Annotated in this window: 12 protein-coding genes and 1 pseudogene; 4 read left to right on the forward strand and 9 right to left on the reverse strand. The window is 66.3% G+C overall.

Annotation, left to right across the window (positions count from 1 at the left end; translation table 11 throughout):
- Window positions 1-18: 18 nt before the first annotated feature.
- From LXE91_RS34505 to LXE91_RS34520, 5 genes and pseudogenes are all read right to left on the reverse strand, one after another.
- Window positions 19-870, reverse strand: a complete 852-nt coding sequence (locus LXE91_RS34505) for an HpcH/HpaI aldolase/citrate lyase family protein (RefSeq protein ID WP_039355652.1) — start codon at window positions 868-870, stop codon at window positions 19-21.
- A gap of 3 nt (window positions 871-873) precedes the next feature.
- The gene (locus LXE91_RS34510) at window positions 874-2,073 is read right to left on the reverse strand and encodes a CaiB/BaiF CoA transferase family protein (RefSeq protein WP_039355649.1); all 1,200 of its coding nucleotides are present in this window, start codon (window positions 2,071-2,073) and stop codon (window positions 874-876) included.
- 10 nt (window positions 2,074-2,083) lie between these two features.
- Entirely contained in the window at window positions 2,084-2,941 is an 858-nt protein-coding gene (locus LXE91_RS34515) for an HTD2 family dehydratase (RefSeq protein WP_039355647.1), read from the reverse strand.
- 234 nt (window positions 2,942-3,175) lie between these two features.
- A pseudogene (locus LXE91_RS43820) lies at window positions 3,176-3,223 on the reverse strand (hypothetical protein); the annotation flags it as partial.
- 39 nt (window positions 3,224-3,262) lie between these two features.
- A complete protein-coding gene (locus LXE91_RS34520; RefSeq protein ID WP_046543602.1) occupies window positions 3,263-4,435 on the reverse strand; it encodes an acyl-CoA dehydrogenase family protein in 1,173 nt (390 codons plus the stop codon).
- Window positions 4,436-4,547: 112 nt separating this feature from the next.
- Here LXE91_RS34520 and LXE91_RS34525 point away from each other — a divergent pair, with 112 nt between their 5' ends.
- On the forward strand, window positions 4,548-5,477 hold the full coding sequence (locus tag LXE91_RS34525; RefSeq protein WP_046197122.1) for a LysR family transcriptional regulator: 930 nt from the start codon (window positions 4,548-4,550) through the stop codon (window positions 5,475-5,477).
- 123 nt (window positions 5,478-5,600) lie between these two features.
- Here LXE91_RS34525 and LXE91_RS34530 read toward each other — a convergent pair whose 3' ends face one another.
- Both LXE91_RS34530 and LXE91_RS34535 read right to left on the reverse strand, forming a co-directional pair.
- Window positions 5,601-6,434: an AraC family transcriptional regulator gene (locus tag LXE91_RS34530; protein ID WP_039360412.1), complete on the reverse strand. Its 834-nt coding sequence runs from the start codon at window positions 6,432-6,434 to the stop codon at window positions 5,601-5,603.
- A gap of 328 nt (window positions 6,435-6,762) precedes the next feature.
- A complete protein-coding gene (locus LXE91_RS34535; protein WP_052760048.1) occupies window positions 6,763-7,554 on the reverse strand; it encodes an MHYT domain-containing protein in 792 nt (263 codons plus the stop codon).
- Between the two features lie 365 nt (window positions 7,555-7,919).
- Between LXE91_RS34535 and LXE91_RS34540 the strand changes: the two genes are divergently transcribed.
- A complete protein-coding gene (locus LXE91_RS34540) occupies window positions 7,920-8,564 on the forward strand; it encodes a carbonic anhydrase (protein ID WP_039360414.1) in 645 nt (214 codons plus the stop codon).
- Between the two features lie 117 nt (window positions 8,565-8,681).
- Here LXE91_RS34540 and LXE91_RS34545 read toward each other — a convergent pair whose 3' ends face one another.
- Complete coding sequence (locus LXE91_RS34545; RefSeq protein WP_039360417.1) at window positions 8,682-9,416, reverse strand: ABC transporter substrate-binding protein; 735 nt, start codon at window positions 9,414-9,416, stop codon at window positions 8,682-8,684.
- A 397-nt stretch (window positions 9,417-9,813) separates the two neighbouring features.
- Between LXE91_RS34545 and LXE91_RS34550 the strand changes: the two genes are divergently transcribed.
- The gene (locus LXE91_RS34550; protein WP_039360420.1) at window positions 9,814-11,259 is read left to right on the forward strand and encodes a DEAD/DEAH box helicase; all 1,446 of its coding nucleotides are present in this window, start codon (window positions 9,814-9,816) and stop codon (window positions 11,257-11,259) included.
- Between the two features lie 370 nt (window positions 11,260-11,629).
- Here LXE91_RS34550 and LXE91_RS34555 read toward each other — a convergent pair whose 3' ends face one another.
- Complete coding sequence (locus tag LXE91_RS34555) at window positions 11,630-12,049, reverse strand: hypothetical protein (RefSeq protein WP_076841479.1); 420 nt, start codon at window positions 12,047-12,049, stop codon at window positions 11,630-11,632.
- 132 nt (window positions 12,050-12,181) lie between these two features.
- On the opposite strand from LXE91_RS34555, the gene LXE91_RS34560 reads away from it, so the two are divergent.
- The gene (locus LXE91_RS34560) at window positions 12,182-12,565 is read left to right on the forward strand and encodes a hypothetical protein (RefSeq protein ID WP_039360423.1); all 384 of its coding nucleotides are present in this window, start codon (window positions 12,182-12,184) and stop codon (window positions 12,563-12,565) included.
- The last annotated feature ends 111 nt before the right edge of the window (window positions 12,566-12,676 follow it).

The following is a 12,676-nucleotide window of genomic DNA, read 5'->3' on the forward strand; positions in this document are numbered from 1 at the left end:
CCGCGTCGTAGCGACGGATCATTTCCGCGTACCGGCGAGGATCGCTTCGGCCGCACGAATCACCGGGAGATCGACCATTCGGCCGTCCAGGCTGAACGCGGCGCCGCCGTGTTTCGCGGCGGCGTCGATCACGCGGCGCGCCCACGCCTGCTCGTCTTCCGAATAGCCCATCGCATCGTTCACGCCGGCGACCTGCGCCGGGTGGATGCACAGCTTGCCGCCGAAACCGAATGCGCGCGCGCGTCGGGCATCGGCCGTCAGACGCTCGGCATCGTCGGTGCGCGTGGTCACGCCGTCGATCGGCGCGGGCAACTGTGCGCGACGCGACGCGGCCACGATCGCATGGCGCGCAAAGGCCAGCTCCGGCTCGTCGGGCGTCGCGCGCATGCCGAGGTCGAGCTGGAAATCCAGATGCCCGAACGCGACACGCACGACCTGCGGGTCGCGCGCCAGCGCATCGGCCGCATCGAGCCCCGCCAGCGATTCAATCAGCGCCACGAGTTGCGCGTGCGCGCCGAGCTGCTCCGCGACCTGGCGCAGCGCGCCCGCATCTTCTGACTTCGGCAGCATCACGACTACGCGTTGCGCGGCCCGGTCGCGCAGCAGCGCGATGTCCGCGTCGTGCCACGGCGTGCCGACCGCGTTCACGCGCACGACGGTGCGCGCACGCTGCTCGGCCGTCAGCAACGGCAGGTGCTGCGCGAGTTGCGCGCGTGCGTCGTCCTTGCTGTCGGGGCTGACCGCGTCCTCGAGGTCGACGATGATGCAGTCGGCGCCCGAGTCGAACGCCTTCGCAAAGCGCTCGGGGCGAGTGGCCGGCACGAACAGCAGGCTGCGCGCGTGATGGACGGGGGAGAGGGGTTTGGACATGGCTCAGATCACGCCGGCGGCGCGCAGTTGTTCGATATCGGCGTCGGTGCGCCCGAGTTCGTGCAGGATGGCCGCGCTGTGCTCGCCCAGCGCGGGCACTGCATCCATGCGCGCGTCGAAGCTGTCGATCGTTGCGGGCGGCAGCAGCGCCCGCAGTTCGCCGGCCGGCGAGTCGATCGTGCGAAAGCGCTGGCGCGCGTGCAGTTGCGGATGCGTCCAGAGATCGCCGATCTGGTTCACGGCGGCGTTCGCGATCTGCGCGGCGTCGAGGCGCGCGATCACGTCCTGCGCGGTGAGCGAGGAGAATGCCTGTTCGATCACGGCCTTCAGTTCCGCACGATGTTCGGAACGGCGCACGTTGGCGTCGAAGCGCGGGTCGGTCGCGAGCGCCGGGTCGCGCAGCACGACATCGCAGAACGCTTTCCATTCGCGCTCGTTCTGCAGTCCGAGCATCACGACGCGGCCGTCGCCGGCCTTGAACGGGCCGTACGGGTAGATGGTCGCGTGCGCGGCGCCGTTGCGGGCCGGCTGCTGCTGGCCGTCGTACGCGTAGTACATCGGGAAGCTCATCCACTCGGCCAGCGCTTCGAGCATCGAAATTTCCACGTGCGAGCCGATGCCCGTGACGCCGCGCTGCAGGAGCGCGCTGAGGATGCCGGTGTACGCGTACATGCCCGCCGCGATGTCGGCGATCGAGTTGCCGGCCTTGCAGGGCTCGTCTGCCGTGCCCGTGATCGACAGGAATGCCGCCTCGCTCTGGATCAGCAGGTCGTAGGCTTTCTTGTCGCGGTACGGGCCGTCGGCGCCATAGCCCGAGATGTCGCAGACGATCAGCCGCGGGTGCTTCGCGTGCAGCGCATCGAACGACAGGCCCAGGCGCGCGGCCGCGCCGGGCGCGAGGTTCTGCACCAGCACGTCGGCCTGGCCCACGAGTTCGCCCAGCACCGCCTGCGCGGCCGGTTGCTTCAGGTCCAGCGTGAGGCTTTCCTTCGACCGGTTGGTCCACACGAAGTGCGACGCGAGGCCGCGGGTGCGGTGATCGTACGCCCGCGCGAAATCGCCCACGCCAGGGCGTTCCACCTTGATGACACGGGCGCCGAGGTCGGCGAGCTGGCGTGTGCAGAACGGCGCGGCAATCGCGTGTTCGAGCGCGACGACGGTCATCCCGCTCAGCGGGCCGGGTTGAGCTTTGCGAGCTTGCATGGTCGGAACGTTACTCCAGTTCGGCGCTGGCCTGCATGGCCAGCCGCCCTTGCGGGCCGCGCGCCCACAGGCGGGCGGCATGTCCTTCGAGCTTGCCGTTCACCGTGAACGGCGCGGTGTCGAACAGCGGGCTCACAGCCTTGAACTCGAAGCGGCGAACGGTCTTGCCGGAGTGCGTGCGGCGCAGTTCCTCCAGCAGCAGCATCGCGATCAGCGGGCCGTGCACCACGAGGCCCGGATAGCCTTCTTCCTGCATCGCGTAGGGCCGGTCGTAGTGGATCCGGTGGCCGTTGAAGGTGAGCGCGGAAAAGCGCATCAGCAGCACCGGATCGGGCGTGACGATGCGCGAAAACTGTTCGTCGGTCGGCGCCGGTGCTGGCTCAGGTGTCGGCGCGCCGGCAGTGGCAGGCGGCGGCGCATCGCGATACACGATGTCCTGTTCTTCGCGGATGGCCACGCCCTCGGCGTCGCTCGTTTCGTGCAGCACGGTGACGAACACCAGCCGGCCGCTGCGGCCGGATTTACTCTGCACGCTGAGGATCGTGGAGCGGCGCTGCACGGGTGCATCGACGGCCAGCGGGCGAAGGAACTGCAGCCGTCCGCCGGCCCACATGCGGCGCGGCAGCGTGACGGGCGGCAGGAAGCCGCCGCGCTGCGGGTGACCGTCGACGCCGATGTTCGACTGTCGCTCGCCCGGCAGGAAGTACAGCCAGTGCCACAGTGGCGGCAGCGTCGCGGGGAGTTCGGATGGGGTCGCGTAGTCCAGAGTTGCCTGCAACAGACGGACGGGCGCCCGAGTAATCCGGTCCGTATGGCCTTCGCTGCGGCCGACCCACGCGTCGAAGGATTCGGAAAGCTCGACATTCATGGTGCTTCGTACTAGGTGATGGAAGTGTCCGGCAGGCAATCGACGCCGGTATTTCAGGTGCCGGCTGCCCTTGCCGTCAGCGTGCGTTGACCTGGTCGGGTACGGCCGGAGCAGGTCCGTTTCGAGGCTGTAGTCGGCCACGCTGAAGATCAGTGCTTCGGAATGCTTGTCGATCGAGACGACTGCCGTTGAACCCTTCATGCCGGCCAAGTGCTGGATCGTCCCCGAGATGCCGGCCGCGATGTACTGTTGCGGCGCGACGATCTCGCCGGTCTGGTCGATCGGGTACGAGCATCTTCATGGAGAGGAATCCTTCCGGAATCAGTAGGAACGAGGGAGCTGCAGCACGTGCTCGGCCACATGCCCGAGGATCATGTTGGTGGAAATCGGCGCGACCTGGTACAGGCGCGTTTCGCGGAACTTGCGCTCCACGTCGTATTCGCAGGCGAAACCGAAGCCGCCGTGCGTCTGCAGGCAAGCATTGGCCGCTTCCCAGCTCGCTTTCGCGGCCAGGTACTTGGCCATGTTGGCCTCGACGCCGGCATTCTGGCGCGCGTCGATCTTCTCGCAGGCGCGCCAGCGCATCAGGTTCGCGGCCTCCAGCTCGATGAACGATTCGGCGAGCGGGAACTGGATACCCTGGTTCTGGCCGATCGGCCGGCCGAACACCTTGCGCTCGCTCGCGTAGTTGCGCGCTTTCTCGAGGAACCAGTAGCCGTCGCCGATGCACTCGGCCGCGATCAGCGTGCGCTCGGCGTTCAGGCCGTCGAAGATCACTTTCAGCCCCTTGCCTTCGGTGCCGAGCAACGCGTCTTCCGGCAGCTCCAGGTTGTCGAAGAACAGCTCGTTGGTCTCGTGGTTGACCATGTTGAGGATCGGGCGCACCGTCAGCCCGTTGCCGATCGCCTTGTCCAGCTCGACGATGAAGCACGACAGCCCGTCGCTCTTCTTCTGCACCTGGTCGAGCGGCGTCGTGCGCGCGAGCAGGATCAGCAGATCGCTGTGCTGGACCCGCGAGATCCATACCTTCTGGCCGTTGACGACCCAGCGGCCGTCCTTTTTCACGGCCGTGGTCTTGAGCTTGGTGGTGTCGCTGCCGGTGGTGGGCTCGGTCACGCCCATCGACTGCACGCGCAGTTCGCCCGCCGCGATGCGTGGCAGGTAGCGCTGCTTCTGCGCTTCGGTGCCGCTGAACACGATGGTGTTCATCACGTACATCTGGCCGTGGCACGCGCCCGAATTGCCGCCGGAGCGGTTGATCTCTTCCATGATCACCGACGCCTCGGCCATCGACAGCCCCGGGCCGCCGTATTCCTGCGGAATCAGCGCGGCCAGCCAGCCGGCCTGCGTGAGGGCCGTGACGAACGCTTCGGGATAGCCGCGTGCCTCGTCTATCTTGCGGTGGTAGTCGGCCGGAAACTGATTGCACAGGCCGCGTACCGCGTCGCGGATTTCCTGGTACTGGTCGGGGGCGGAGAAAACGGAGGCGCTCATGAATCGTGTCTCGTCATTGGCATGGGTTGAGCCCATAATAAGTTTTGATGGATTTCTTAAACAATAGAATTTCCTGATCGTCGAATCAGTTTTTGGTATCGAGGTATCCGCGATGGATCTCAAGCAATTGCGCGCGTTCGTCACCGTGGCCGAAACGGGCAACGTCACCCGGGCGTCGAGCCTGTTGAATCTCGTGCAGCCGGCCGTGTCGCGCCAGCTGCGCCTGCTCGAGGACGACATGGGGACGGAACTGTTCGACCGCAGCCGCCACGGCATGCGGCTTACGCCGTCGGGCAAGACGATGCTCGAATACGCGCGCCGCATCCTCAACGAGGTGGCGCGGGCCAAGGCCGAGATCCAGCCGACCGAGGGGCCGGTGGCGGGCATCGTGAGCATCGGGCTGCTGGCCAGCACGTCGGACCTGCTGGCCACGCGGCTGGCGGGCGAGGTGGCGCGGCGCTACCCGCACATCCGCCTGCGGCTCACGATCGGCTACGCGGGCCATCTGCAGGACTGGCTCGAAGCGGGCGATGTCGATGCGGCGCTGCTGTACGGGCAGAAGGAGACGCCCGCGCTGCACGTCAAGGCGTTGATCGACGAAAGTCTGTGGGCCGTCGCGGCGCCGTCGGCGAAGCTGTCGCACAAGCGGCCGGTGTCGCTGGATCGGGTCGCGCGCGAGCCGTTCATCCTGCCTTCCGCGCCGCAGGGCCTGCGCGCTGCGATCGAGCACGCGGCGGCCGAGGCGGGCGTGACGTTGCAGGTGTTCGCCGAAACCAATGCGCTGAGCGTGCAGAAGGAACTGGTCGCGCAAGGCCACGGCTGGACGATCCTGCCGGCCGTCGGTGTGACGCAGGAGGTCGAGCGCGGGATCCTGAGCGCGGCGCCGCTCGCGTCGCCGGGCGTCCGGCGCACGATCGTGCTCGCGGCGCCCAGCAGCCGGCAGGCCACGGCGCCGGTGCGCTGCGTGGTCGGTGTGCTGCTCGATTGCGTGAAGGCTACGTTCGACCAGGGCGACTGGCCCGATGCGCGCTGGCTGGGCTAGAACGAGCCCGTTGTTGGCGTGAACTGCCTCCAGGGCGATCGTGGCTGACTCCGGCGGCGTGCCGGGCCGGAGTCAGCCATCGCCGGGGCGGGCCCGGCGTGACTCCGCGGGGCCGTGCGGCGCTTACTTCAACGGCATGCAGATGCGCGTCTGCAACTGCGCGGGTGGGGTGCTGCGCGGGTCGTTCAGGTACTGCTCGAACATCGGGAAGTCGGCCGGCACGTTGCCGCTCGCGGGCAGCCATTCGGAGAACATCCAGTTATACGGCCGGTCCATTTCGTTGTACGGCCCGGTGTAGGTCAGGATCGCGCAGCGGCCGGCTGGAATCTCGAAGCGTTCCAACTCGTCGCCCACTTCGGCGTCCGGCGCGACGGACATGCCGGCCATCGAGCGCAAGCGGTCGGCCGGCACCTGCTCGGGATCGTCGAAATACACGCCGAAGCCGATCGCCTCAGGGTGCGCCAGGCCGCGGGCGGCGGCCAGCATGAAGGCACGGGTGAAGACCGGGCCGATTGCCTGATAGCTGCCGTGGTGCGGCAGTGCGGCGAGTACGGCGCCAGGGAACGTTTCGATGGTAACGGGATACATGCCGAGCTCCTGTGGATTGAACGGAACGGAGCGGGCCGCGCGGTAGCGCCCCGGCGACAGGCCGAAGGTCGCGCCGAACGCACGGCTGAAGGCAGCATCCGACGTATAGCCGGCTTGCTGCGCAACCTCGCGCAATGGCACCCCGGTCCCGCCCAACGCGACCGCCGCACGGTGCATGCGAATGCGCTGCACGGTGGCGTTCACCGTCTCGCCGATCATCGCGCGGTAGACGCGATGAAAGTGATACGGCGACAAGCACGCGAGGTCGGCCAGCAGATACAGATCCGGGTCGGCGTCGGGGTGGCTTGCCAGCCAGCGCAGGACGGGATCCATGCGCCGGGCGTATTGGGTCAGGGTTCGGGTTTTCAATTGCGTGCTCCTGGAGGAGCAATGTAGGGTCGGCGGGTTTGCAGATTTTGCGGTTTTTCGGGGAAGGAGACATCGCGCCGGCACGCCTTCACACGCTACAGCCGCGCGAGCAATTCCCGCCGCATGAGCTTGCCGTTGCCGTTGAACGGCAGTGCGTCGATCGGGATGATGCGCGCCGATGCACGGGGCGGCGCGCTCGAGAACCGGATGCGCCTTCCGCTTGCGCGGCGCGCCGAAGCGGCCGTGCGCTCGTGCACCTGGTGTGCCGGGCTGGAAGAACAAGCGAAAGGCGAGTTCGACGTGCCCGGATGAAACCGAGCGGGCCCTGTCAGCGCGTGGGGTTCCGTCGATCGAGATGGCTGCTCAATGTCGCCTGAACGCGTTCTCGCGCCTGGGTGTTGATCCTCGCATCCAGCACCATGATCACGGCGGCGACCAGGAAAATCACCAGGCTGAAAGTCACGACGATACCGGCCAGCCACGGTGCGGGCAGATTGGCGAGGGTCGCCGCCGAGTCGCTGCCTCGTTCGAAACTGGCCGCTGCCATGCCGCAGTAATGCATTCCGCACACGGCCACGCCCATGACGATGGCCGAACCGATCTGGCGTGTCCTGCCGAATGCGCTCGGCCGGCGCAGGTCGAAGGCCAGCAACAAGGCGGCGCCGCTTGCCAGGATCGCGATGATGACGGACAGCACGACCAACCAGGGCTGGTATCGAATGCCGGAGCAGATGCTCATTGCCTGCATGCCGAGATAGTGCATGCCGGCGACGCCCAGTCCCATGACGACTGCGCTGACGATGAGTTGCGGCCAGTGCAGCGCGAAGCGGGCGAGCGGGATGAAGCCGACTGTCGAAGCGGCAATCGCGATGAGCAGGGAAGCGACGGTGGTGGGAATGTCGTATCCGACGGCCACCGGCAGGTGAAATGCCAGCATGGCGACGAAATGCATCGACCAGATGCCGAGCCCCATGATGCAACCGCCGAAAGCGATCCAGGGCCAGATCGAACGATTCCCGATGAGATTCAGGCGATCGGAGATATTGAGTGCCGTGAACGATGCGAGGATCGAAAGCAGGCAGGAAAGTACGACGAGCGTAAGGTCGTAGGTGCCGGACATGATCGTTATTCTCGGTTATAGGCTTTTTGGTCGTTTGAGGGCGCCCTGTTTTTGCGAGTGCGCCATCCCCTCGTGTGTCCCGCAAATATACCGAAACCCCGCATCGAATCAAGGGCACCGCTGCCGAGTTAGGGTGGTGCGTCGGTGCGACGGACATCCGGGGATCGTGCCGGTTTTTCGGTCCCGGGCGGACCGGGTCGAATGCGCCGTGCGCGCATGGCGGCGCGCCGAGGGAGTCCGGCTGGCCGACGTCCGCGCCAGCCTCATCACGACGTCGCCGATCTGCGATAATGTCGGCCGCCCTGGCGGACGGCAGCGTACGATCGCGTTGCCCGCCCGCCGTGAATTCGTATCAGGAGAGTCCCGTGCGCGACATCATCGACGGCTTTCTGCGCTTTCAGCGCGAGGTCTATCCGCAACGTGTCGAGCTGTTCAAGCAGCTCGCGTCTGCCCAAAATCCCAAGGCGCTGTTCGTGACGTGCTCGGACAGCCGCGTGGTGCCCGAACTGCTGACGCAGCGTGAACCGGGCGAACTGTTCGTGATTCGCAACGCGGGCAACATCGTGCCGTCGTACGGCCCGGAGCCGGGCGGCGTGTCGGCCACCGTCGAGTATGCGGTCGCCGTGCTCGGCGTGCGGGATATCGTCATTTGCGGGCACTCGGATTGCGGCGCGATGGGCGCGATCTCACGGTGTACGTGTCTCGACCATATGCCGGCTGTCGCGAACTGGTTGCGCCATTCCGATGCCGCGAAAGTCATCAACGCCGCGCATCAGTTCGACTCCCCTCGGGCCAAGCTCGACGGTCTGGTGCGCGAGAACGTGATCGCACAGCTCGCCAACCTGCGCACGCATCCGTCGGTTGCGCTCGCGCTCGAGCAAGGACGAATGAATCTGCACGGTTGGGTCTACGACATCGAGATGGGGCGCATCGACGCACTCGACGGCACGACGCGCCAGTTCGTCCCGTTGAGCGAGTCGCCGGCCACGGTGGCGGTCAAGTCGTACTGAGCGCCGGGGCCTCGCTCTGGCTGGCCGCAACCACCGTGCCGAATCGTGCAAGCTCAAGCGGCCGGCGGGAAGCGGGGCGATAACCGATCCTGGATCGCTGGGTGACGCCCCGTGCCGTCACGCTTGCGGCGCGACGGATGCGCCAGAGATGCCATGCCGCCGCAGCGAATCCGCGACGAAGCCCGACGCCTTCATTTCCTCGACGAAGGCATTGAGAGCCGCCGCGGCCGCTTCACCGCGGCTCTTCGGCACGCCCATGGCCTGCCGGATCACCATGAACCGCTCGTAGAGCAGGCGCAGGCCGGGCGTTTTGGCGGCGTCGGCCTCGAGCTGCTGCTTCACGCCTGCGGCCACTTCCAGTTGCTGTTCGAGGAAGGTCTGCACGACGGCTTGCGACGTGGGCGCGCGCACGATCTGCGCGGCCTTCAGTTCGCGCGTGAGGAACAGGTCGTAGGCGCTGCCCTTGCCGACGGTCACGCGGTTGTCCGGCCGGTCGACGTCCGCGTTCGTGCGGATCGGCGAAGCGTCGCGCACCAGATAGAACCCCTCGATCAGCACGTACGGCGCCGTGAACGCGACCGTTTCGCCGCGCAGCGGATCGACCGCGAAGAAGCCGAAATCGGCACGCTCGTCGGTCAGTGCCTGCACCGACTGTCCGGCGGTGTCGAACACGACCAGTTCCAGCTCGGCCGACAGGCGCTCGGTGAACGCGCGCGCGAGATCGATCGACACGCCGAACGGTTCGCCCGTCGCCGGGTCGCGGTTCGCGAGGATCCGGTTGCCGAGGTTGATCGACGCGCGCAGCTTGCCGGTCGGCGTGAACGCGGAGAGGACGGAAGGGGCGAGGGGCATGGGTGGCTCGTGGCGGTCGTAGGGGCAGGGTTTGGCGCGCGTCGATGTGCGACCGCGCGCCGGCATCGAGCTTATCACCTGGCTTTCGTCATCGAGCACCGTCGAGCGGCGCAAGCTTGACTTCCTTCGTTGCGAACGCGGTGACGCGCGGCATATGCCGTTTCCTCGTCCAGTGGCGTGAACCATCCGCCATGAAGTGATGGGCACGTAAAGGGACAGAGTCGCGACGAAGGGGGCATCAGTGCTGGAAAAGGTGCCGGGCTTGCCTGCCTTGCGTCGCCCCGTGGTTGCTTCCGGTTGGCCATGCCGCACCCCGCCGGCGCCGTCCAGCCGGGCGCAGTGGGCCTTGATTCGCCCGGCAACCGCTAGAATTGCGGTTTTAGTCCGGAATACGTCCATGTCTTTTGCCTCGCTCGGCCTGATCGATCCCTTGCTGCGTAACCTGCAGGACCTCAATTACCAGGCCCCCACGCCGGTGCAGGCCAAGGCGATTCCTGCCGTGCTCGGTGGCAAGGACGTGATGGCGGGCGCCCAGACCGGCACGGGGAAGACGGCGGGTTTTGCGCTGCCGCTGCTGCAGCGGCTGGTGCAACACGGCCCGGCGGTGTCCAGCAACCGCGCACGTGTGCTGGTGCTGGTGCCCACGCGTGAACTGGCTGAACAGGTGCTGCAAAGCTTCATCGCTTACGGCAACGGCCTCGATTTGCGGTTTCTGGCCGCTTACGGCGGCGTGAGCATCAATCCGCAGATGATGAAGTTGCGCAAGGGCGTGGATGTGCTCGTGGCCACGCCGGGCCGTTTGCTGGACCTCAATCGCCAGAACGCGGTGCAGTTCGATCAGGTGCAGACGCTCGTGCTGGACGAAGCCGACCGCATGCTGGATCTCGGCTTTGCACGCGAGCTCAACGCCGTCTTTGCCGCGCTGCCCGCGCAGCGCCAGACGCTGCTGTTCTCGGCCACGTTTACCGACGATATCCGCGCGATGGCGGCGACCATCCTGCGCAGTCCGGTCAACATCAGCGTCAGTCCGCCCAATGCCACGGCCAGCAAGATCAAGCAGTGGGTGGTGACGGTGGACAAGCGGAACAAGCCCGATCTTTTCATGCACCTCGTGGCCGAGAACAAGTGGGAGCATGCGCTGGTATTCGTCAAGACGCGCAACGGCGTGGATTACCTGGCGGCGATGCTGGACGAAGCCGGCTACGCCGTCGACACCATCCACGGCGACAAGCCGCAACCGGCGCGCCTGCGTGCGCTGGAGCGTTTCAAGACGGGCGAAGTCCAGATGCTGGTGGCCACCGATGTGGCGGCGCGCGGGCTGGATATCGACGACCTGCCGCTCGTGATCAACGTCGACCTGCCGATCGTGGCGCAAGACTATGTGCACCGCATCGGCCGTACCGGCCGCGCGGGCGCCAGTGGCGTGGCGGTGTCCCTCGTGTGTGCGGATGAAGCGCCGCAACTGGCCGCGATCGAGGCGCTGATCAAGCAAACGCTGCGCCGCGAGGAAGAGCCGGGTTTCGAGGCCGAACACCGCGTGCCGGAAACCAGCGCGACGGGCCAGATCATCAAGAAACCCAAAAAGCCGAAGAAGCCGAAAGTGCCGCAAGCTGCGTCGGCGGCCATGCCGGTGGCGGGTAAGAAGCCGCGTCCGCAAGGCGGCGAGAACAAGCGCAAGGCTGCGGCGCCGCACGCGAAGCCGGCCGGTAACGGACCGGACTACACCGTCGGCAGCCCGTTCAGCGTGCAGAAGTCGCGTGGCAAATCTGCCGGCAAGCCGGCGGCGGGCGCGCGCAAGCCGGCTGGCAAACCCGCTGGCGCTCGCGGGAAACGTCCGTCCTGATGCGTGGGGATGCCGCTCGCCAGCCATTGAGTCTGGCTGGCGGCTCGGCGGCTGAAGGCAACCTCGAGCGTGTGGCGTCGTCGGGTTGAATCTGCAGCCAATTGCGATCCGTCGGCGCAAATTTCAGAACCACCGTTTCAGGCTGAAACGGAAGGTTCAGGAAAGTCCGCCGGGACGAGCCCCGTTGCTGATGCCAGGGCGGCGGTGAGGATTCGCGCTGCAAAGGCAGATCGAGAGACTGGACGAATCGCCGGGAAACCTGTTCGACTGCTTGCTGCGGCAACTGCGAATGCGAGCATCGCCGGTGAAGACTGGGCCCTGCGATCCGCTCCTCGGCCGTGCGGCATTCTGTCCTGCTATTGGTGCGGCTTTACTGCCATTCACCGGGATGACAGATCACCCAACCGGGAAGGTAGCTATCCATGTCCGTATGGCCCCAGCACCAGTTGTGCTGGTGAAGGGTCTTCATCAGTTGTTCGCGTTGTGCGCAGGCGCTTCCCGGTGCATATTGCCCGTCAGGCAACAATCTGGGTGCCGGGCCGTTCCGGCATTTGTCATTGGCGACTTCTTCCTGATGCATCAATGCCTGGACGTCGGCGGGAATGGTGCGCGCCAACGTGGCCTTGTATTCGATGCAGGCTGGCGCCTTCGGATCGTTGGACTTGCGGGCGCATTGGGACTGAAGCTTGTCGATGCTTCTCGATACTTCGGGTGGATAGGTCTCGGCGTGCGCCGCAGCAAGACATCCAGCCATCAGCAGACAGGCGGCAAGTGATCTGATCAAAATCATTTCGCGTATGACACGATGTATCCGGTAGCTCGGGAACGGGCGAATTATGGCATGTGCGTGCGGTCCGTATTCGAGGCGCTTGCCCCGGTGCGGCCCGTGCGATGATGTGCGTTGAACGACATGAGAGATGGAATGACGACACCATTCGACGAGGCGACAACGGCGGCGATCGCCGCGTTTGCCCAACTGGATTTCTACACGGCGTTGCAGGCGATGCGCGCCGAGGCCGACTACGACCGCGAACGGGACCAGTGGATCTCGCGCTATATCGACGAGCACGGCGGCGGCGCGGACGATGCCGAATACGACGCGTTGCACGCGCGGGCCCAGGCAACCCCGGAATACGCGCAGTTCATCGACGCGGCTCGACGGGAAATCCTGGAATACTTCGACGTGACCGACGATCAACTGGACTGGATGGTCGTGCTGCGCGACGACGACAGCGATGAGCTTTGGGCGGAGGTCAACCGGCAGCGGAACGCGCTGGGAACCGGTGAAGTGCGCGGAGATCTCTGATCGTTGCTTGCCATTGGGGGCGCAGGTCGTGCCGGATGCGGCGCTGGAGTCCGGTCAAGCGCGAGGTGCGCCGGGCTTTCGGTTGCTGAAGCCGATCCGTCAAGGGGGGGG

Origin of the sequence: Burkholderia contaminans, from assembly GCF_029633825.1 — a bacterium.
GTDB lineage: Bacteria > Pseudomonadota > Gammaproteobacteria > Burkholderiales > Burkholderiaceae > Burkholderia > Burkholderia contaminans.